General features: G+C 41.9%; 20 protein-coding genes and 1 pseudogene. 12 read left to right on the top strand and 9 right to left on the bottom strand.

Annotated elements, in window-relative coordinates:
- The first annotated feature begins 270 nt into the window (after positions 1 to 270).
- Complete coding sequence (locus Q0R88_RS09625; RefSeq protein ID WP_295715480.1) at positions 271 to 1,371, top strand: DNA replication/repair protein RecF; 1,101 nt, start codon at positions 271 to 273, stop codon at positions 1,369 to 1,371.
- Positions 1,364 to 1,654 (top strand): DUF721 domain-containing protein, encoded by a 291-nt coding sequence (locus tag Q0R88_RS09630; protein ID WP_295715483.1) that lies wholly within the window; start codon positions 1,364 to 1,366, stop codon positions 1,652 to 1,654. The genes Q0R88_RS09625 and Q0R88_RS09630 overlap by 8 nt, the downstream gene beginning before the upstream one ends.
- A 76-nt stretch (positions 1,655 to 1,730) precedes the next feature.
- Here Q0R88_RS09630 and Q0R88_RS09635 read toward each other — a convergent pair whose 3' ends face one another.
- Positions 1,731 to 1,940, bottom strand: a complete 210-nt coding sequence (locus Q0R88_RS09635) for a hypothetical protein (protein ID WP_295715485.1) — start codon at positions 1,938 to 1,940, stop codon at positions 1,731 to 1,733.
- 160 nt (positions 1,941 to 2,100) lie between these two features.
- Entirely contained in the window at positions 2,101 to 2,520 is a 420-nt protein-coding gene (locus Q0R88_RS09640; RefSeq protein ID WP_295715487.1) for a nucleoside-diphosphate kinase, read from the bottom strand.
- 200 nt (positions 2,521 to 2,720) lie between these two features.
- On the opposite strand from Q0R88_RS09640, the gene Q0R88_RS09645 reads away from it, so the two are divergent.
- The 5 genes from Q0R88_RS09645 (at position 2,721) to Q0R88_RS09665 (ending at position 7,625) form a co-directional block, all read left to right on the top strand.
- Positions 2,721 to 3,731 carry a DHH family phosphoesterase gene (locus Q0R88_RS09645; RefSeq protein WP_295715489.1) on the top strand — a complete coding sequence of 337 codons (1,011 nt, stop codon included), beginning with the start codon at positions 2,721 to 2,723 and terminating at the stop codon, positions 3,729 to 3,731.
- 1 nt (position 3,732) lies between these two features.
- Positions 3,733 to 4,698 carry an FKBP-type peptidyl-prolyl cis-trans isomerase gene (locus Q0R88_RS09650; RefSeq protein WP_295715490.1) on the top strand — a complete coding sequence of 322 codons (966 nt, stop codon included), beginning with the start codon at positions 3,733 to 3,735 and terminating at the stop codon, positions 4,696 to 4,698.
- Between the two features lie 61 nt (positions 4,699 to 4,759).
- On the top strand, positions 4,760 to 5,749 hold the full coding sequence (locus tag Q0R88_RS09655) for an FKBP-type peptidyl-prolyl cis-trans isomerase (RefSeq protein WP_295715492.1): 990 nt from the start codon (positions 4,760 to 4,762) through the stop codon (positions 5,747 to 5,749).
- 48 nt (positions 5,750 to 5,797) lie between these two features.
- Positions 5,798 to 6,565, top strand: a complete 768-nt coding sequence (locus Q0R88_RS09660; protein ID WP_295715494.1) for a TatD family hydrolase — start codon at positions 5,798 to 5,800, stop codon at positions 6,563 to 6,565.
- Between the two features lie 37 nt (positions 6,566 to 6,602).
- Complete coding sequence (locus Q0R88_RS09665; protein ID WP_295715496.1) at positions 6,603 to 7,625, top strand: asparaginase; 1,023 nt, start codon at positions 6,603 to 6,605, stop codon at positions 7,623 to 7,625.
- A gap of 238 nt (positions 7,626 to 7,863) precedes the next feature.
- Here the strand turns inward: Q0R88_RS09665 and Q0R88_RS09670 are convergent, their stop codons facing one another.
- Positions 7,864 to 8,574, bottom strand: coding sequence for a LytTR family DNA-binding domain-containing protein (locus tag Q0R88_RS09670; protein WP_295715497.1), 711 nt, complete (start codon positions 8,572 to 8,574; stop codon positions 7,864 to 7,866).
- Positions 8,571 to 9,590 (bottom strand): sensor histidine kinase, encoded by a 1,020-nt coding sequence (locus Q0R88_RS09675; protein ID WP_295715499.1) that lies wholly within the window; start codon positions 9,588 to 9,590, stop codon positions 8,571 to 8,573. The genes Q0R88_RS09670 and Q0R88_RS09675 overlap by 4 nt, the downstream gene beginning before the upstream one ends.
- Positions 9,591 to 9,828: 238 nt before the next feature.
- On the opposite strand from Q0R88_RS09675, the gene Q0R88_RS09680 reads away from it, so the two are divergent.
- Both Q0R88_RS09680 and Q0R88_RS09685 read left to right on the top strand, forming a co-directional pair.
- On the top strand, positions 9,829 to 10,641 hold the full coding sequence (locus Q0R88_RS09680; RefSeq protein ID WP_295715501.1) for a hypothetical protein: 813 nt from the start codon (positions 9,829 to 9,831) through the stop codon (positions 10,639 to 10,641).
- Positions 10,642 to 11,010: 369 nt separating this feature from the next.
- Complete coding sequence (locus Q0R88_RS09685; RefSeq protein WP_295715503.1) at positions 11,011 to 11,541, top strand: hypothetical protein; 531 nt, start codon at positions 11,011 to 11,013, stop codon at positions 11,539 to 11,541.
- A gap of 152 nt (positions 11,542 to 11,693) precedes the next feature.
- Here Q0R88_RS09685 and Q0R88_RS09690 read toward each other — a convergent pair whose 3' ends face one another.
- Positions 11,694 to 13,178, bottom strand: coding sequence for an aldehyde dehydrogenase (NADP(+)) (locus Q0R88_RS09690; RefSeq protein ID WP_295715505.1), 1,485 nt, complete (start codon positions 13,176 to 13,178; stop codon positions 11,694 to 11,696).
- A 685-nt stretch (positions 13,179 to 13,863) separates the two neighbouring features.
- Between Q0R88_RS09690 and Q0R88_RS09695 the strand changes: the two genes are divergently transcribed.
- The 3 genes from Q0R88_RS09695 to Q0R88_RS09705 all read left to right on the top strand — a co-directional run bounded on the left by Q0R88_RS09695 (position 13,864) and on the right by Q0R88_RS09705 (position 17,432).
- Positions 13,864 to 14,196: a hypothetical protein gene (locus Q0R88_RS09695; protein WP_295715507.1), complete on the top strand. Its 333-nt coding sequence runs from the start codon at positions 13,864 to 13,866 to the stop codon at positions 14,194 to 14,196.
- A gap of 200 nt (positions 14,197 to 14,396) precedes the next feature.
- The gene (locus Q0R88_RS09700; RefSeq protein ID WP_295715509.1) at positions 14,397 to 14,741 is read left to right on the top strand and encodes a winged helix-turn-helix domain-containing protein; all 345 of its coding nucleotides are present in this window, start codon (positions 14,397 to 14,399) and stop codon (positions 14,739 to 14,741) included.
- Between the two features lie 102 nt (positions 14,742 to 14,843).
- A complete protein-coding gene (locus Q0R88_RS09705; protein WP_295715511.1) occupies positions 14,844 to 17,432 on the top strand; it encodes a TonB-dependent receptor in 2,589 nt (862 codons plus the stop codon).
- An 89-nt stretch (positions 17,433 to 17,521) separates the two neighbouring features.
- Here the strand turns inward: Q0R88_RS09705 and Q0R88_RS09710 are convergent, their stop codons facing one another.
- The 4 genes and pseudogenes from Q0R88_RS09710 to hemA all read right to left on the bottom strand — a co-directional run bounded on the left by Q0R88_RS09710 (position 17,522) and on the right by hemA (position 21,573).
- On the bottom strand, positions 17,522 to 18,508 hold the full coding sequence (locus Q0R88_RS09710) for an AraC family transcriptional regulator (protein ID WP_295715513.1): 987 nt from the start codon (positions 18,506 to 18,508) through the stop codon (positions 17,522 to 17,524).
- 26 nt (positions 18,509 to 18,534) lie between these two features.
- On the bottom strand, positions 18,535 to 19,038 hold the full coding sequence (locus tag Q0R88_RS09715) for a cupin domain-containing protein (RefSeq protein ID WP_295715515.1): 504 nt from the start codon (positions 19,036 to 19,038) through the stop codon (positions 18,535 to 18,537).
- Between the two features lie 36 nt (positions 19,039 to 19,074).
- Positions 19,075 to 20,150, bottom strand: a pseudogene (locus Q0R88_RS27195) (alkene reductase).
- 163 nt (positions 20,151 to 20,313) lie between these two features.
- Positions 20,314 to 21,573: a glutamyl-tRNA reductase gene (gene hemA, locus Q0R88_RS09730; protein WP_295715517.1), complete on the bottom strand. Its 1,260-nt coding sequence runs from the start codon at positions 21,571 to 21,573 to the stop codon at positions 20,314 to 20,316.
- Positions 21,574 to 21,776 lie beyond the last annotated feature (203 nt).

The raw sequence follows: 21,776 nt of genomic DNA on the forward strand, positions 1-21,776 counted from the left end.
AACCAACCTAACCAACCTAACCAACCTAACCAACCTAACCAACCTAACCAACCTAACCAACCTAACCAACCTAACCAACCTAACCAACCTAACCAACCTAACCTAACCAACCTAACCAACCTAACCAACCTAACCAACCTAACCTAACCAACCTAACCTAACCAACCTAACCAACCTAACCAACCTAACCAGCCTAACCAACCTAACCAACTTAATATTCCATTTGCAAATCAATTCAAACCAAGCCAAAAACCTTACCTTTGTAACCCCATGTATTTGCAGCAACTATCAGTTATTAATTTTAAAAATTACGAAGAGGCCGAACTTGTTTTTAGTGAGGGTGTTAATGCTTTTACAGGTAATAATGGCGCGGGTAAAACTAACCTGCTCGATGCTATACATTACTTATCTTTATGTAAGAGTTATTTTAACCCGATAGATAGCCAGCAAATAAAACAGGGGACTGATTTTTTTATAATTACCGGGCTTTTTAACAAAAACCAACAGAACGAAGCCGTTGCCTGTTCTGTAAAACGGAACCAGAAAAAGCAGTTTAAGCGTAATAAAAAAGACTATCAGCGCCTGGCAGATCATATTGGTTTATTACCGCTGGTGATGATATCGCCGTATGATACCAGTATTATTACCGAGGGGAGTGAGGAGCGCCGTAAGTTTATTGATAACGTAATATCGCAAACGGATAACCATTACCTGGATGAATTGATTACCTATAATAAGGTGTTGGCTAACCGCAATGCCTTGTTAAAATTGATAGCCGATACCGGCCGTTATGATCCTCATTTGCTGGAGGTGCTTGATGAGCAGTTGGTACTATCGGGCAATAGGATATATGAGCGGCGCAAAGCTTTTATGGAGGGTTTTACTGCTATTTTTAATAAGCATTATAGCTTTATAAGTGACGATGCCGAACTGGTTGAACTGGTGTATGAGTCGCAATTAATTCATGACGACTTTGCCGCATTGCTAAAAAAGACGGTTGAGCGGGATAGGGTGCTGGAGCGTACTACGGTGGGGATTCATAAAGACGACCTGCAGTTTGGCATTCACGGTATGGCCATGAAAAAGTTTGGATCGCAGGGGCAGCAAAAATCCTTTTTAATAGCGCTTAAGCTGGCGCAATACACTTTCCTGTACCAGCAAAAAGGATTTAAACCATTGCTGTTGCTTGATGATATTTTTGATAAACTTGATGATGAGCGTGTTACCAAGTTGATGAAGATGGTAAGTAATAACGATTTTGGGCAGGTGTTTATTACGGATACCAGTGTGAGCCGTGTGGAGCAGATATTTGCTAAAATAACTGTGGATGTAAAATTGTTTAATGTAACTAAAGGAGCTATCGATGCGTAAAACTAACGACAAACCATTAAAAGAAGCCATTGAGCAGATGCTTAATGTATATAAAATTAAGCGCCGGTATGATGAAACGGCCGTTGTGGCAGCATGGCCCGAGCTGGTGGGCAAATCGGTAGCCAACCGTACCAAGGAATTGTTTATAAGAGACAGGAAATTGTTTCTGCGGATAGAATCGTCGGTTATAAAAAACGAATTGATGATGATACGTACCCAGATAATTGATAAGATAAACGAAGAGGCAAAGGGGATTTTAATAACAGAGATTATCTTTTTATAAATTCAGGCATAAAAAAACCGGTGTTCCCGGTTAAATAGTGTTTTTATAAAAAAGCCCGCTGGCGTTGCAGGAGTGATTATCTGCCTCTTGAAAAACGAAAATTACGGGAACGTACATGTTGTTTTATGCCCATATCATCGGTTATGAGCGAGTATACAAAAATAAATACTCCTGGAATTATAAAGGCTAACTGCACTTCGGGGTGAACCCTGTAAAGCAATATGGAAGCTGTAATTAAACACACCACTACAAGGGCGTAAATGATTGATTTTAATAACAGTTTCATAATATTTATGCTTTAGAAGGAAAAGGTTACGTTTAATTTTAATGCGAGGCTAAAGTAAACCCCGTTTGGTAAAGTTACAAACCTTAAAATCAAATAACAAACAAACAACTAAATAATTTACGGATGTAATATTGATGTTACACCCGTAAATTGTTGATTGTTAGAATTTTTCGAAAGCCGAGAAGAAGAAGCTGCCTTCAAGAGCGGCGTTTTCATCAGAATCTGATCCGTGAACGGCGTTTGCATCAATTGATTTTGCAAACAAGTTGCGGATGGTGCCTTCTTCTGCTTTAGCAGGATCAGTTGCGCCAATCAGCTTGCGGAAATCTTCAATTGCATTGTCTTTCTCCAATATAGCAGCTACGATGGGGCCAGATGACATAAAGCTAACCAGGTCTTTATAAAAAGGACGCTCTTTGTGTACTTCATAAAACTGACCAGCTTTTTCCGGGCTTAAATAAGTGTATTTAAGCGCGATGATTTTAAAGCCGCTTTTGGTTATTTTATCTACAATTGCACCAATATGCCCGTTTGCTACAGCATCGGGCTTTATCATGGTAAAGGTTCTGTTAGTTGCCATTATTTTTAATTGTTTCTTTGTGGGTAATGTTTATCGCAAGCATATTCTATTGTTTAGAAGTAGCTTATGATATTTTATCTGTTTGTTTAAAATTGGCGCAAAAGTAGCGTTTTACATCTGTATGATAAAGCTTTTTGAATTAAATTAGATGGTTTGTATTTAATTTATTTATTTAGCTTTGCAACTCTTTTTTAAAATTGATGTTAGATTTAGCCGCGCTTAAGGAACTTTTAGCAAGCCCTCAAAAAATAGTGATCACTACCCATCATAAACCTGATGGAGATGCTATGGGTTCGTCTTTAGGTTTATATAATTATTTAATACAGCAGGGGCACCATGCCACCGTTGTTGCGCCTACCGATTACCCCGACTTTTTAAGCTGGATGCCCGGCAACGATGGGGTAATTATATATACCGAGCAACCTGAAAAGGCTGCCACGCTTATTGCCAATGCAGCGCTTATATTTTGCCTTGATTTTAATGCTTTAGGCCGTATTAACGAAATGGGAGCTTTGGTTGGCGAGAGCAAGGCCTATAAAATAATGATTGATCATCACCTTGAGCCCGAGGATTTTGACGATTACAGGCATTGGAATATAAATGCCTGCGCAACTGCTCAGCTTATTTATGATTTTATAGTTAATGAGCTGCATCATCAAGAACTGGTGAATAAAGATGTGGCTACCTGCCTTTATACAGGCATCATGACCGATTCTGCCTCATTCCGCCTGCCAAATACAACATCAACCGTACACCGCATAGTAGCCGACCTGATTGATGCAGGCGCTGTTAACTGGCGGATACATGAATTAGTATACAATAGCGCGTCAGAAAGCCGTTTAAGGTTCCTGGGGCATTGCCTTGCAAACTGCCTTGAAGTTTTGCCCGAATACAATACGGCCATAATATCCGTTAATAAAGAAGACTTGGAGAAATACGATGTTGATACCGGCGATACGGAGGGCATTGTAAACTATGCGCTATCAATGGCCAGCATTAAGTTAGCTGCGTTTATAGTAGAGCGTAAGGATAAGGTAAAGCTTTCGTTACGTTCAAAAGGAGAATTCCCCGCAAATGAAATTTGTAAAAAATATTTTGGTGGTGGCGGTCACCGCAATGCGGCCGGCGGATTCTCAACAGATAGCCTTGAACAGGTTGTGCAACAATTTAAAACCCTATTACCCGAATATAAAAAACTATTAAAACAATAAAATGAAACAAAAATTAATGTTCTTAGCCATTGCTGCAATTGGATTTGCAAGTTGTAACGGCGGCTTTAAAAAAGGAGATGCAGGCTTGCTTTACAACATCCACACCTCAAAAGGTGGTGTGCATATTAAAGAAGGCGATTTCGTGAGTCTTAACATGGTTGTAAAAACCGATGGCGACTCCATATTGGTTAACAGCTACGAAGCAGGCAGGCCTATTATTATGCCAATGCCAAAACCACAATCAAAAGGTGACGTATACGCAGGTATTGAAATGCTTGGCGAAGGCGATAGCGCTACATTTAAAGTAGCTACTGATTCTATATTTAAAGGCGGTCAGCAGCGTCCACCAAACATTAAAGGTAAATTTTTAATCTTCCAGGTTAACATCAATAAAGTAATTGCCAAAGGCGCGCTTACTGAGCAGGTTTTCCGCGGCAGGGTTACCGATTATTTAAAAACCCTTACTGATGTAATGAAAAACCAGGAGCCAGGTAAGATCAAAAAATACATTGCTGATCATAACTTAAAAACTACTAAAACTCCATCAGGTTTAAATTATGTGATCACTACACCAGGTACTGGTCCGGTACCAGCAGTTGGCGATACCGCAGTTGTAAATTACACAGGCAGGCTTCCAAATGGTAAAATATTTGAAACCAGCGTTAAAGAAGTAGCCATTAAAGAAAAACAACCTATGGAGCCAGGTCGTCAATACGCGCCTATCCGTATCCCTGTTGGCCAGGGTAAAGTAATACCAGGTTGGGATGAAGGCTTGCAATTGATGAACAAAGGTTCGAAAATTGTTTTAGTTATCCCTTCTGATATCGCTTATAAAGAACAAGGTGTAGGCCCAATTGGTCCATACACGCCAATTGTTTTTGAAATGGAAATGGTTGATATTGTTCACCCGAATCCAAACGCGCCAAAACCGGTTATGCCGCAGATGGCTCCACCAACAACAAGGTAATTAAAAAGAATTTTTACAGCCTTCCTGACAACCTGTCGGGAAGGCTTTTTTATTTTTATTTATGAAAAGCATTTTTTATTTCTTAACCCCCCTGTTGGGGATAGCTACTTTAGCCGCTCATGCGCAAGGTGGTTTACAAACTACAGCCAAAGGTGTGCAATGCCAGATATTTACCCATAACCCTGGCGAAAAGGTAAAACAGAACGATGTAATCACCTTTCATTACATCCAGAAAACTGATAAGGATTCTGTTTTATTTAGTTCATACGTAGCGGGTCATACCGTACAGGCGCAGATCCATCCTTCTCAGAATGTAGCCGATTTAATGGATATATTTCCTTTGCTTGCCCTTAATGATAGCGCCATGGTAAAGGTACCTACCGATTCTATTTTTAAAGGACATGAAGAGGCCCGCCCTCCGTTTTTTCCTAAAAGCAGCTATTTAACCTTTATTATTAAGATAACTAAGGTGCAATCGTTAGAAGCGGCTATGGCAGAAAGAACTGCAGCAGGTGAAAAACTAAAACAACAGGAAGCTACTGATGTCAATGCCTATATTGCTGCTAATAAGCTTGCGCTTGTTACTACAGCTTCGGGTTTGAAATATACAGTTACAAAGCCCTCGGCGCTACGCAAGGCCTTGGCTGGTGATACGGTATTGGTAAATTATGTGGGTAGTTTAATAAACGGGAAAGTTTTTGATACCAGCATCGAGTCTGTGGCAAAAGCTTCAGGGCTTGATCAGCCGGGCAGACCATATGAGCCTATCAGCGTAGTGTTGGGTCAGGGCCAGGTAATACCGGGCTGGGACGAAGGTTTAGCCTTATTGCACGAAGGTTCAAAAGCTAAATTCGTCATTCCATCTGCCTTAGCCTATGGCGAAAAAGGTGGAGGCCAGGTTATCCCGCCATACAGCACCCTTTTATTTGATATAGAAGTTGTAAAGGTAAAACCAGGCAAACATGCTCCTGCAGTTGCAAAACCAGGCGTTAAACATCCGGTTAAAAAAGCTGCCGGCAAAAAAACAGCCGTAAGTAAAAAGAAAAATTAAGCAAAAAGCCTTCCCGATAAATCGGGAAGGCTTTTTTACTTTTGCAGCATGGTTTTAACAGATACGCATACCCACCTATACTACGAAACTATTGCCGATAAACGCGCGGCCCTGGTACAGCGCTGTATTGATAATGATATCAACAGGCTGTTTTTACCCAATGTGGATGCCGAATCGGTACCCCTGGTGTATGACCTGGTAAAAGCCTACCCCGAGCTATGTTACCCCATGCTCGGCCTGCACCCCTGCTCTGTAAAGGCCGATTGGGAGCAGGAACTGGCAGCAATAAAAGCAGCCCATCAGCAAAATAAAATATATGCCATCGGCGAAATCGGTATTGATCTGTATTGGGATAAAACATTTTTAACCGAACAGGTTGAAGCTTTCAGGCAGCAGATTAACTGGGCAAAAAGTTTAAAGCTGCCTATAGTAATACATTGCCGCGATGCCTTTAACGAGGTATACGAAGTATTGCAGCAGGAGCGTGACGAAGATCTGCGCGGTATCTTCCATTGCTTTTCGGGCAACCTGGAGCAGGCTAAACAGGTAATTGACCTGGGCTTTTATTTGGGAATAGGTGGCGTTGTTACCTATAAAAATGCGGGTTTGGATAAAGTAGTATCTGAAATTGACTTAAAGCATATAGTTTTAGAAACAGATTCTCCGTACCTTACGCCCGTTCCGTTTCGTGGTAAACCTAATGAAAGTTCATACTTGATTTACATAGCCCAAAAGGTGGCGGATCTGCACCAAACCGGTGTGGAGGAGGTGGCTTTTATCACCACGCAAAACTCCAGGCAGGTGTTTGGTATATAATAACAGCAATTGATTTAAACAGCATAAACCTTAATTAATGAGTCAGATACTGATCATTTATACCGGGGGGACAATCGGTATGATGAGTGATCCCGTAACAAAGGTGCTCAAGCCCATCAACTTTGAGCAGATAATGGATAACGTGCCCGAGCTGGAGAAGCTTAATTGTAGAATTAAGGTGCACTCTTTTGAGGAGATCATTGATTCATCAAACATGAATCCTGAAATCTGGAGCCAACTGGCGGGCTTGATTGAGTCTAACTACGATGAAAACGACGGCTTTGTAATATTACATGGCTCAGATACCATGGCCTACACGGCATCGGCATTGAGTTTTATGCTCGAGAACCTGGAGAAGCCCATTATTTTTACCGGCTCGCAACTGCCTATAAGCGCGATACGTACCGATGCCAAGGAAAATTTAATGACCGCCATTGAAATTGCCAAGGCCAAAAAGAATGAGCGTTCACGTGTGCCCGAGGTTTGTATCTATTTTGATTACAAATTATTTCGTGGTAACAGGGCGTTTAAATATAATTCATCCAAATTCGAAGCTTTTCGCTCGCCAAACTATCCTATTCTGGCCGAGTCTGGCGTGCACCTGAAGTTTAATGTAAATGATATCAGGCAGCCATTGGATGGTGAAAAATTAATTATTCATAACAACCTGGTAAGTGAAGTAGCTGTACTGAAACTGTACCCCGGCATTGGCCCCAAAGTGGTTGAAGCCATTTTAAATGCCGATGTAAGAGGCGTTGTAATGGAAACCTTTGGTGCTGGTAACACCACAACCGACAGCTGGTTTATTGATCTGCTGGAGAAAGCCATTAAAGAAGGTAAAGTTATTGTTGATATTTCCCAATGTAAAGTGGGTACCGTTGAGCTTGGCCGCTACGAAACCAGCAAGCAATTGAAGGATATAGGAGTAGCCAACGGATACGATATGACCTTTGAATCGGCCGTAACCAAAATGATGTACTTATTAGGCGAGTTTGACGATCCGGCTATGGTGAAACACTATATGGAAACGGATTTAAGGGGCGAGATTACGGTATCGTAGGATAGGTGCCGTAAACTCCCGTTCTTCCCCACGTCGTTGCGAACGAAATCCAGGGACTCTGAAGGAGAATTGACGATTTAAAAAGTTTGTCATCCTGAACGAAGTGAAGGATCTAATCGCAGGCTGTACAGGGCGAAGAGTATGGCGGATAACAGATCCTTCACTGCGTTCAGGATGACAAAAAGTTTTTCTGCGAACCTGTCATTGCTTCGTACCTCGACGTGTTTAATTTGGACCCTCAAAACACCCTTTTATTAATCACCGCCATAAACCCATCCTTAAACTTTTCACTTACCGGGATGCGCTTATCGCCTATAAAAATATGATTATCCTGTATTTTTATCAGTTGTTTGGTGTTTACGATATAGGAGTTGTGGACCCGCACAAAGGGTGGCAACAGTTGCTCTTCAATGTCTTTTAAGCGGCGGTAAATCAGCAATTGCTCCTGCGCGGTAACCAGTCTTACATACTCCTTTTCGCCTTCAAAATAGAGGATGTCATCAAGCAATATCTTACGCAGCTCCTTGCCCGATTTTACAAAGAAGTATTCCTGGTTTGGCGCAGACGGTTCGGTTGCAACATGCCCCGGCTTGTCAAAATAATGTTCTATCTTTTGCATCGCTGCCAAAAAGCGTTTAAGGGTTATAGGCTTTAGCAGGTAATCTATTGTTTGAAAGGAATAGCTTTCGGCGGCGTACTCTGAGTACGCTGTTGTAAACACAATTTTGGTTTGTGACGGCAACAGGCCGGCCAGTTCCATGCCGGTAAGGTTAGGCATATTGATATCCAAGAATATAAAATCAACCTTGTTGCCCTTTAAAAATGCCAGTGCTTCCAAAGCATTGTAGCACTTGGCTTTTAGTTGCCAGGGAGTGCTTTGCTGTATTAGCATTTCCAGCAGGTTTACCGCATTGGGCTCATCATCTATTATAATACAGCTTAAACTCATGCTAATGGTATTTTTAAAAACGTGTTGAAATTCCGGTCATTTTTATCAATGGCAAGTTCAAAGTTTTCGCCGTAAAGCATGGTGAGCCTTTTTTTTAAATTGGCAATCCCAAATCCGTTGGGCTGGTTATTTAAAGGTACATCATAAATGGAATTGCTGGTTTTAAAAAGGAGGTAGCCTTGTTGCTGCTTTAGTGAAATGGAAACCCGGTTTTCGATACTTGATTTATCAATGCCGTGTTTAAAAATGTTTTCTACAAACGTCATCAGCAACATAGGTGGAATGCGCAGATCTGAATTGTATGTCTTTTCAAAACTGACCTCTACCCCATGCCTGATGCGGATTTTTTCCAGCTCGATATAATTTTCGAGGAATTGCACTTCTGTTGTAATAGCCACATCATCCTTCGGACTTTCATCCACAAAATACCGCATGATATCTGATAGCCGCTCTATGAGTGCCGCCGTGCGTGGGGCTTCTTTATAAGCCTCGTAATAGATGTTATTCAATGTATTAAACAAAAAATGAGGCTGCACCTGCGATTTTAGCAAATTGAGCTCGGCCTGGCTTTTTTGTACCATGATCTCTTCGGTTTGCTGCTTGAGTTTAAAATAGGCCAGCGCTATCCGGAAAATAAGGCTCATGATAAATATCAGTATCCCGCCCGAGATAAAGTTGAGGAGTGTTTTTACCGTAATTAACTCGGGTGTTTTGGCAAAGAATTGATTGTATAGCCACATGGTTGTATAACCCCTTATCAGCCCTATAGCCAATAAAAACAGGATAACCAGCACCACATACCATACGTATTTCTCTTTTTGGTAAAACCGCGGATACAGAAACAAAATGTTGCCGTATATAGTAATCGCGTAAAACGAAGTATTTACAATGGTATAAATAGCCGATTGCTTAAAGCCGTCCATCGGCAATAAAGAAAAAAAGAGGATAAAGATGACGGATACCCAAACCAATAACTGTAGCTGCAGAGTGGTTGGCCTGGTTTTTAACAGTTGCATGCTTAAAAATACAAAGCTTTTTGATTGATAGCACCTGTTTTAAACGGATGCCGCAGTTTATTCAATAAAAGCCTCTAAACTTTAAACGGAGAGCCTAAAACATACCTTATTGAATAAATAGTGCCACCTGTTAAATAAAGACCAACAATGGTTGAATTGATTTTTTGTAAAGGTGATTGCAAGGCAAATTTGGTTAACCAACAAAATTAACCAATCGATCACCTATCATTAAATTGCCATGAAAACCGAACAGATTGTTGAAAAAGTTATAGCCATCAGTTTAACAGTATTGTTGCTGTTGTCGCATACACCAAAGGTATTCGCACAAACAGATACCATCCGCTTACAGGACTTGCGCCTTATCACTTCGGCCCTAAAGCCCGGACTTAAACAATACCTGGTTTATTATCAAAATGTAAAAGACAGTCGCCGGATGCGTTTTTCGCTTTGGCTGCGCAATGTGGAAATTGAGAAACGTAATAAAGTAAATTACTTTGCAATTGCCCAGCACTGGTATGGAGCCGATAGCGCGGCGTACCGATCTGTTTATTCGCTTAATAAAATGGCCGATTTTTCACCGGTTTATCACGCGGAAACCATTGGCAAAAAAACAAAAGCCTATAACTGGGAAACGGATAAAATTACGGGTGCCGATACCGTTGCCGGTAACGATCAAAAAAACTTTAAGCTTGATTTTACCTTACCAAATTTTAACTGGAACCTGGATATTGAAACTTTTGAGATGCTACCCCTTGAAGCAGGCAAAACTTTTGCCATTAACTTTTACGATGCAGGAATTGATGTGCCGCAATATGTGCTTTATAAAGTGACAGGCAGCGAGGTGATAACCACATCGGCAGGAGATAAAACCGATTGCTGGAAACTATTTACCGAAAGCGATTACAAGGGCCGCCATTTTACCGAAACCTATTGGATAAGTAAAGAAGGCCATGAGTTTTTAAAAGAAGAAGATTTTTTTGACGGTGGCTATCGCTATAAAATAAAGATGATAGGTGCCGCGCCTGATGTGTTGGCGAGGTTTGTGAAGTAGAATAATACCAAAACAGCAAAGTGTTATACCGAATACATTAGTAAAGAAATTTATCATCCTAAACGATAGTGAAGGATCTAATTGCAGACTGTACAGAGCGAAGAAGTATGGCGAATAATAGATCCTTCACAGCGTTACCTATGACAAGTTGTTGAATCCCAGACTTACGAAGTTTTAAAAACTTCGTAAGTCTTTCGCCGCTTTTCATTTCCACCCTTTAGAGTTTTTCGAATTTTATCAACTCAGAACGACAAATCTTTCAAAGCATAAGTGGTTTATAAGAGAAGGCAATATAATAAATAGCCAATATTGCTGCAACCCATTAAACCTTAGCGGCTAACAGTCGTCATACTACAAAACCGCCACATCATGAAAAAACCTATCCTTGTCCTGTCAGCAATGCTGTTTGCCTGCCATGCGTTTGCGCAAAAAAAAGATACATTTAATTTAAATGATTTAGCTGTTTACAATGCTGTGGCATCAAGCAGGGATAGTGCGTACACCTTTACTTTTACCTATCCCACCGGCAAACCTGGGGTAGTGATCAAAAATGGCATGATGTCCACAATTGTTAATCCGGATGGTAGCAACACCCTGATCACTAAAACAGGTCAAACATCCGTGGTGGTCAACGCTGATGGCACTCATTCGTTATGGATAGATAATGGTGCTACGGCTACTATAGTCAATCCAAACGGTACGCATTCTGTTGTAATAAAAAATGGTCAAACAAGTACTATTGTTAATCCAAACGGAACACATTCTACCATGATCGATAACGGATCAACTTTTATTATTGTAAACCCGGATGGTACACATACCGTCGGGATCAAGGCAGGCGGAAATACTACTATTGTTGTAAATCCTGATGGTACGCATACGGTTGTGACTACGCCATAAAGCGGTGGAAATTGATTTTTCCTTCTTAAAGATTTGTCATCCTGAACGTAACGAAGGATCTATAACAGACTGTACAGGGCGAAGATGCATGATGAATAATAGATCCTTCACTGCGTTCCAGGATGACAAAAAAAATGCTAAAACCTCGTTATTTACTTCTTCCACTCATTATCCACTAAGCGCCAAATCCCTGTTGGGTTAGCGTTTTGCAATGCCAGTGGCAGCAGACCATCAGGGCAGCTTTGAAAACATACCGGGCGTACCCAGCGTTTTACGGCATTGGTGCCTACAGCGGTAAAACGGCTATCGGTAGTTGCCGGGTAAGGCCCACCGTGTACCATGCTGTGGCAAACTTCAACACCGGTTGGCACACCATTAAAAAGGATGCGGCCGGCAATGGATGGCAATAATTGCAGCAGGCGGGAGTGACCGGCGAAATCATCATCGGTACCCATTACCGTGGTAGTTAACTGGCCAGATACTGATTTTAATACTTTAAGCAATTCCTGCTCATCCTGGCAGTTCACCATGAGGGAGTAAGGACCAAAAACCTCTTCGTGCAATAAAGGGTTTTCTAAAAATGTTTGGCCGCTAACCAATGCAACGGTTGGCAAGGCCTCAATATCCTTTGCTTCGGTGGCTGATTGTTGAATCACTTTTACACCATCCTGCTCCAAAGCGGCGTGGCTCTTTTTTTCATAGGCCGAATGGATGCCGGCATGCAGCATTCTTGCTGGCTGCACAGCCTCAATGCCCTTGCCCAGGCTATCCAGGAAACTGTAAAGGCCATCGCTTTCAATAGCTATCATGAGGCCGGGATTGGTGCAAAACTGGCCCATGCCCAAGGTAATGGAACCCGCGTATTGCGCTGCAAGACTGGCCGCGTTTTTATTTAATGTATCCGGTAAAAATATAACCGGGTTTATGCTGCCCATCTCAGAAAATACCGGGATAGGGTTTTTACGTTGTGACGAATAATCATATAAAGCCTTGCCGCCTACGGTTGAGCCGGTAAAGCCGACAGCAGCTGTATCTGCTGCCTGTACCAAAGCCTTGCCGCTCTCGAACGAAGTGCCATGCACATGCTGGAAAATATGCTCAGGCATATTGCTGCTTGTAATGGCTTTGCGGATGGCGGTATATACCATCTCTGATGTTTCCGCATGTGCCGGATGTGCTTTTACCACTACAGAACAGCCTGCCGCTAACGCGCTTGCAGTATCGCCCCCGGCGGTTGAATAAGCGAACGGGAAATTACTGGCACCAAAAACTACTACCGGCCCCAGGGGGATCAGCATTTTACGAATGTCGGGTTTGGGTAGCGGGGCTCTGTCTGGTATGGCAGTATCAATGCTGGCTTCCACCCAGCTGCCTTCGCGCAGCATGGTTGCAAACATGCGGAGCTGACCGGTTGTGCGGGCGCGTTCGCCCGTTAAGCGTGGAATTGGCAGGTTGGTTTCTTCGGATGCTTTTTGAAGCAAGGCATCGCCCAAAGCTTCAATTTCTGTGGCGATAGCCTCTAAAAATAAGCTTTTTTCTTCGATGCTTGTTTTTTGGTAAGCCTCAAACGCTGCCTGCGATTGCTGCATTACCTGGTTTATTTCTTCAACGCTTGCTTCTTTAAAATTATTAGCCATGACAGATGTTTGTTTTGAATTAAGAACGGTTTGCACCGTTATATGTTTAAGCAAATATATTTAAAGTGGGGCTAAAGCTGTGGATATTTTCTATCTGGTAGTAACAGGATTTTGCCTTTTTTGAGAGGCTATTTTGTTGGGGTTTGTGTGGTCACTTTGGATGTTCGGAAGGTTTTTTAATTTTCTCTCAAGGGGCTGCCGTGCGTATCTTTTCAATCCTTAAAACCGATTGTCATTTCGAACGAACCGGGTGGGAATTGCGCGACTGACTGGGTGAGGAGAAATCTTCTACACCCTGCTCTAAGCCATACATAGATCAAGCATGTCGTAGAAGATTTCTCCTCGTACCTCGTTCGAAATGACAACGATTTTAATACAAAATGGGAATAAAGAGATTCATCCACCTAATAACCAAGGGTATGTGAATGAATATTTCGAACTGCTATGGTATTCTCACAACAGCCGGAAAGAGTTTTTTTAATTTTATAACGCATAGCTACCTTTCTCCAGCGCCCGATGTTTTAATTAATATTTAAAACCTGCCACTTTTTGGTAAATTAAAGCTACCTTTAAGAAATTCCTTCCCGCTAAATACTTAGACATTGCCATTTTCTTATACGGTGATAGTTAAGCTTTAACATAATACCAGCCTGCTGCAGGCTGCAACAACCATAAAAAAATTCTCATGATAGCTGCTAAAGAATCTGTTGAAACCGAAACCCGCATGTATATGTACGACTTGCTGAACACTGCCAAAGAGTTTGGCTTTAAGGCAGAAGACAGTTGGGAACTGAGCATGGTAACCAATACCGAAAGAATAAGGATTCAAAAAGATTATTATCCAACGATTGCCGCCAAAGTTGGTCCCGAAATTTTGATGGAGGTGTTTCATACTATTAAAACAAGACTTAACCAGTCGTTCCAGAAAGAAGAGCCTAAGACTGATGGTCGTGGGGTTGCTGTACCAGAGGAGCTTAATTACCTGGTTGCCTTTAATCCTAAAAGACCAAGAACCTAATAATTGATTTAACTTTCAAACAAGCATTTCCCTTTTGGGGCTTTAAAATACTGATTGCGCTACCTTTTTTAAATTGGGGGCGCTTTTTTGTGAAATGAACTTTGCTGCTCATGGGGTGTTTAAAAATGATCTGCAAATTTCAAAACCTCTGATGTGCTGTTAATGATATATTTGTACCATGTTTAGTTTCAATTTATAACATGTTAGACAAGACATTGAGTTTAAACGGAAAGATTTGGTTTGAAACTCCCGATGGTAAGTTATTAGGTCACGGCCGGGTGGAGTTGTTGGAGCGGATACAGCAATCGGGATCATTAAGGCAGGCGGCTTTGCAAATGAAAATGTCATACCGCCAGGCCTGGGATATGATCAATTATATGAATGAACATTTTGGGGCGCCGGTGGTTATTTCGCACCGCGGCGGTAAGGGTGGCGGCAGTGCCGAGCTTACCGAAAAAGGCCTTAAGGCAATTGAACAGTTTAAATTGTTTCAACAAAAATTCCAGGAATTTTTAAAAACTAACAGTCCGCTTATCCAGATTTAACCAGGCGGGGGAGCATAAATTTATAGTCCGGTCTTTTGGACCGGTTTATTTTTATTTGTCGTTATATAAATAAAAGCATATCGATTTGTAACTTGCGGCTATATGAAGAAATTTTACTCCTTAATATTGTTGATGGCGTTTACCTGCGGCCATCTTTTTGCGCAAAAAAGCGGAAAAGCAAAAGATACAACTGCTGTAAAAAGCGATACTACGCGGATAAAAAAACAGGAACTTAGTGAGGTAGTAATATCCGCATCGCGCATCAGCGAAAGCATATTACGATCGCCGGTGAGTATTGAAAAAATAACCGCTGCCGATTTCAGGCGCTCGGCCGCGCCATCTTTTTTTGATGCGCTGGAGAATGTAAAGGGCGTGCAGCTGATAACACCCAGTCTCGGTTTCAGGATAATTAACACCCGGGGCTTTGCCAATACCACCAATGTGCGTTTTACCCAGCTGGTTGATGGTGTTGATAACCAGGCACCACATATTGGTGCTCCGATAGGTAATGCCATGGGGCCAAACGACATGGATATCGAAAGCGTGGAGATCATCCCCGGTACGGCATCCGCTTTATATGGCTTAAATGCTATTAATGGGCTGGCTAATTTTATAACCAAAGATCCATTTACCAGCCAGGGCATCAGTATCCAACAAAAAACGGGCATCAATCATCTTGGCGATTCAGAAACATCGGCTAAGTTGTTTTCAGAAACCAGTTTCCGGTTGGCAAAAGCTATCTCAAAAAAATTCGCCTTTAAAATAAATGGTACCTACACCACAGGTTATGATTGGATAGCCGACAACCGTACCGACCTGAACGCGGCTGCCAATGCTAAACTCGGGATTCCCGGTGGGGTGGATAATCCGGGGTACGACCCGGTTAATGGCTACGGCAATGAATCATCCGACAGGAAAACCGTTACCCTTGGTGGCAAACAATATTCTATTGCCCGTACCGGCTATGCCGAAAAGGATGTAACCAGCTATAATTTACACAACGTGAAAGTTGATGTGGGCCTGGTTTATAAAATTAATGATGATACCCGTTTAACCTACACCTATCGCTTTGCCGATCTGGATAATATTTACCAGCGCGCCAATCGGTTCAGGCTATCGGGTTATATATTGCAGCAGCATGCACTCGAACTAAAAAATAACATTTACCAGTTACGCGCCTACTGGACGAGCGAGAACACCGGCAAATCATATAACCTGCGCTCGGCAGGTGAAAACGTAGATCGTAACTATAAAGATGATAATACCTGGTACGCCGATTTTACAAAAGGTTTTAATACGGCAACAACAGGTGGTGCAACCGTGCCGCAGGCTTTGCAACAGGCCCGTCAATTGGCTGATGCCGGCCGTTACCAACCGGGAACAGCAGCTTTTAAAAATACGCTTGATAAATTGGCCGATATCAATAACTGGGATATTGGATCGGCGCTGCGGGTAAAGGATGACATGTGGCATGCGGAGGGGCAGGTTGATATCTCCAATGCTATTTCATCAACCTTTAAAAAAACAACCGGACTTGAACTTTTAGCCGGATTTGATCATCGTACCTATATCATTCACCCTGATGGTAACTACTTTATTAATTACGTAAAGGGCAAAGAGTACAGTAATATTGATTACAGCAAAACCGGTGGCTTTGTACAGGTAGGCAAATCGTTTTTTGATAGTAAGCTTAAACTTTCGGCCACGCTGCGTGCCGATAGGAATGATTATTTTAGTTTGAAATTAAATCCAAGGCTTACGGCTGTTTTTTCGCCGGTTCCCGAGCAAAATTTCAGGATATCATACCAGAGCGGCTACCGTTTTCCAAGTATTTTTGAGGCTTTCTCCAACGTAAATAGTGGCGGCGTAAAACGGGTTGGCGGTTTAAGGGTGGTATCAAGCGGGGTATTTGAAAACTCCTATATCCGTACTTCTATCGATGCTTTTCAGGCGGCTGTTAAAAACGACTTTAACGCGGGCAGCAGCACCAGCGCGGCCATTGAAAAGGAAAAAGGCTTGCTTAAAAAGAATACTTATACTTACCTGCAGCCAGAGCACATTAACTCTTTTGAGGCAGGCTATAAATCTCTGTTTTTTGAGGGCGACCTGAGTGTGGATGCCGATTTTTACTATAACAGGTACAACAATTTCATCGGGCAGATTGAAATTAACGTACCCAACACCCAAAAGGCAGATTCCATTCCCTATTACCTGAACGATAAAACCAAACAGGCCCGTTACCGCGCCTGGACAAATTCGCAAAGTACGGTTTACAACATTGGCGGCAGTTTAGGTTTGCAATACAAAATATGGCAAAAGTTTATCCTGGCGGGCAATGTATCGTATGCCAAACTACAGCGTACTGCCAATGAGGATGCCTTAGAAGATGGGTTTAACACACCGCGATGGATCACTAATTATTCTTTCGGCGGTAACCGGGTGATTGGCAATTTTGGGTTTAATGCAACCTATAAATGGCAAAGCGGCTTTTACTGGCAATCGTTTTTAGTTAATGGCAACGTGCAGGCCTATGGCACTATTGATGCACAGGTTAATTATGATTTCCTGAAAACAGGGCTCAACGTGAAAATTGGAGCGAGCAACCTAACCAATAAATACTATTACTCGTTTTTAGGCGGACCGGCCATAGGTGGTTTTTATTATACTACGCTCACGCTCAACTTGAAATAGAAAACAGGCTATTGTCATAGTATAAGTTTATTCCGTTGATCCATTGGGAGGGTCAACGGATTATTAATTTTCTTATAGACAATTACAATCTATCTCACTTCTAACCCGTCCTTATATTTCTTGGGCTTTATTTTAAAATGCTTTTCAAATAGCCTCCCAAAATGACTCAGGTTGCTAAAGCCAAGCTGGTAGCCGGTTTCGGAAACTGAAAGGTTGCCGAGCAGGCGGGCGGCTTCATTCATTCTTGCCGATTGATAGTAGTTGTAAATACTATCGCCAAATATTTGCCTGAAAAGCTGTTTCATTTTAGTAAGACTGATGCCTATCCTGCCAGATAATTCTGGCAACTGGGGTGTTAAACTGAGGTCGGTTAAAATAGCTGCTCTAAGCTTGTATATTTTTTCTGCATCGGCCTGATCTACCGTGATGGAGGCGCTTGCGGCCCGGGTCATTAATTTGGAGAACAACAGATACATCAATTCTTCGGCCTTTGTTTTGTAAAGCAACATGGCCAATGGGGCGGTTTGATCAACGTGGCTCAGTTGTTTTAACGTATTTTCCATCTCCCGGGTCATTACCTCATGCAATACAAATGAATGGCTATCCCTGATCAGGGATTCTATCGGGCAGCCTTCTTCCCGGAGGTTTAAAATATCAAGCAAGGCTTGGCGCGATGCACCAATAACCAGGAAATTAATATGCTGATTGGACGGTATAATAAGATCAGTGAAAAAATTACCGGTACCCAATTCTACCTCGCTGCCATTGCTGCCGGTAAACAGAGGGTCATGTGGTAAATTGTTTTGGCCTGCAGGGATCCGCCTGCAATCAAACTTCATAGTAAGCATAGTCGAGGATGATGTATCCATGCGACGCAATACCAATTCCTCTTTTAAATGGTAATGGTGAATACATAAAGAGAGCCCATTATTAAGAAAAACTTCCTGTATATAGCCCTCGCCAAGCATTCCCGGCAGGTTTACCCGGTTGTGTATAACATCAACATTAAAACGACCGGCGAAGGCTTCGGCAAAATGAAAACCTTTATCTACCTCAAACTCAAATTCTATTGCCATGATTTTATGCCTTATAAAGATATGGTTTAGCGGTCAAGGTAATCTGGCGGGTAAAGTTTCTGTCCATATTTTTCGGCGATGGCTCCTAATTTTTTCTTTAATTCGTCATCCATCGGGGGCGGCGGTAAAAAAGTACCGAAAGGGGCCGGCCGGCCTATTTCTTCAAAAAGAAGTTCGAGGCCGGCAGGTGTTACCGTGCAAAGCAGCTGCGCAATTTTATCCGTATTGTTATGAAAGCAGTGAACAATACCACCAAAGGGAATATTAACGAAAGAGCCTTTGCGCGCGGTGTAATTACCGGCCTCGGATTTTACCTCAACCTCGCCATCGACCACATAAAAACTTTCCTGTATATCGGCGTGGGCATGAGGACCTGGGCCGCCACCGGGTGGTACCAGCATTTCAATAAGCGCATACTTGCCATCAGTTTGCTTGCCTGATATGATTACCCGGTATGAATTGCCTGCAATTGATAAGCCTTGCCCATCCTGCGGGCCAACAATTGTTACCGTTTTATTTAAATTTTCCATATTGCTTTAAATATATAGTGCATTGTTTATAAAAGATTAAGCAGTTACCGCCAGCTTTGGATAATCAGTATATCCCTGTGCATCTGGTGTATATAGTGTTGAAAAATCAACCGCGTTTAACGGTGTGTTGTTTGCAATGCGAACGTCCAGATCGGGGTTTGCTAAAAACGAGCGGCCAAAAGCAACAAGGTCGGCAAAACCTTTAGCTAAGGTGTCAGCCGCGCTCTCGGGTGTATTACCATTACAAATAATTATGGTACCGCTAAACCCCGCACGGATTTCATCGAATGTTTTTTGAGCGATTTTTGGCGAAAAGCAGATGTGAATATAAGCGATACCTATTTTGTTTAATTCATGCGCCAAGTAAGCATAGGTATTATGTATTTCTTCTGCATCATATTCCTGTAGGTCGCCAAGTGTTGAGAACGGCGAAAAACGGATACCTACCTTTTCTTTACCGATGGCATCGGCAATTTGCTGTGCTACTTCAAGCCCGAATGATGCCCGGGCTTTAAAATCACCGCCATATTGATCTGTACGGTTGTTGGTATTGGGTTTAAAAACTGTTCAATCAAATAACCGTTGGCACCATGTATTTCAACGCCATCAAACCCGGCCTCAACGGCGTTTTTGGCGGCAGCTACATGCTCCGCTATAGTGGCTTTAACTGCCTGTGTTGTTAAGGTTACGGGTATAGGATAATCTTGCAGGCCCAGGCTATCTGTATACATTTGCCCGGCGGCTTTAATATCCGAAACGCCTACCACGTCGGCGTTTGGGGGCAAATTATCGGGGTGAGTTATCCGGCCGGTATGCATTAACTGAACAAATATTTTACTGCCGCCATCATGTACCGCGGTAGTTACTTTTTTCCAGCCTTCAACCTGCTCGTTACTAAAAATACCGGGGATACGGGCATAGCCCAATCCATTGGGCGATGGGGAGGTGCCTTCCGTTATAATTAAACCGGCGCCGCTGCGCTGGCCATAATATTGAGCCATAAGGTTATTAGGGATGTTGCCTGTTGCCCTGCTGCGTGTCATAGGGGCCATCACCAGGTGGTTTTTTAATTGAAATCCCTTTTGGTGATAGGGTGCTAAGATATTGTTCATGCTATTTTTATTTAAGTATATAAATACACAACAAATGTAGATGTATGAAGATACTTAAAATAGCCGCAAAAGTTTTAAAAATAGTCCGATCGGTCGGCTTTTGGTAGCCGGGTAGCCCTAATTGTGCCTGATATTATAATTAGCATTTGATGCTTGTTAAGTATTACTGATAAGCGGCTTTGACAAATTCATTAATCGCCTGGATATAATAGCAGCCCCCATGATTGTGATGTCGCATTTTATTAGCTGTGGACTTTAATACCTTTTGTATTAGCTGCTCATTTGGTATTGGGGTGTAATTAGTTTCTCCGGTTTTAAAACCAGCGTCTCTTAAGGTTGCTATCTCGTTTAATTTAGTTTTAATGGCTTTTAGCATCGGCGCGTTTTTGCGCATCTGGTTCCAGGCTAAAAAATTGCTGATATAGGTATTTATGATTTTTTTTGCCTTAGGTACTTCGGCCTGGCGTTGCGTTATGGTAACATCATTTAGTTTTGATAGTTCATCAACGTTTACCAATTTAATGTTTGAAAGCTTCCTGGATGATGCTTCCACATTATAGGGGATGGAAAGATCTATCACTAATTTGGGGCCGGATGCTTCAAGCTGGGTGTAAAGGATGGTTGGTTTTTCTGAATTAGTGGCAGTTATAATGATATCGGCTGATGCAATATACTCATCTAACCGGTCCATTGGAGCATGTTTCAGGTTCAGTTTTGCTGCAAGGTTTATGGCTTTTTCTTCGGTCCGGTTAATCAGGGTGATATCGGTGGCACCAAGATAGTCTACCATATTTTTACAGGTGTTACTTCCTATTTTACCAGTTCCCAGCAATAAGATCTTTTTATCGGCTAAGTTGGTTACCGTTTCCTTGATATATTTAATGGCGGCAAACGATACAGAAACAGTTCCATCACTCAGCGATGTTTCATTTTTTATTGTTTTGGATGATTGCAGTACATCGTTAACCAAACGCTCCAAAAAGCAGTTGATAAAATCCCTGTCCTTAGCAAATTTTACGGCTTGTTTTAGCTGACCTATGATCTCATAATCACCCAATATTTGTGAATCAAGCCCTGCCCCTACATTAAACAAATGTTCAATGGCTTTCTTTCCGTTTTTTACGTAGGCAAGCTGTTTAAATGAGGCGGCGTTGCCCAGGGTTTGGGTACATAGTAAATTAATCAGTTGTGCAGGTTGGTCTGCAAAGCCATAAATTTCTGTTCTGTTACAGGTGGAAATAATAAATAAAGAGGATATACCAAAAGCAGGTGCCAGGTTTATTATATTTTCATACTGATCATGACTGATTGTAAACATGCCCCTCATAGAAGCATCCGTTTTTTTGTAATTGATACCTGCAATAAAGAAGCCGCCAATGTTACAGGGCGTGGTTATATTCAAGAATTTTAGATCCGTATCCATAAATAGTAAAATGTGCTTTTTAGCATCTTTTAAGTATCGAAAAACATTACTTAACCTGCTGTAAGCAACAGCACAAAGATTCATTAAACCTGTTGATGTATGTATGATAGGTGTCAGTAATAATAATGACGTAGGTCACAAATTGGGAGGTAAAAATTATTGATGATCTGTATCATGATAGGCTATGCATCATGTAAATAATG

Source organism: Mucilaginibacter sp. (genome assembly GCF_025362475.1).
Taxonomy (GTDB): Bacteria; Bacteroidota; Bacteroidia; order Sphingobacteriales; family Sphingobacteriaceae; genus Mucilaginibacter.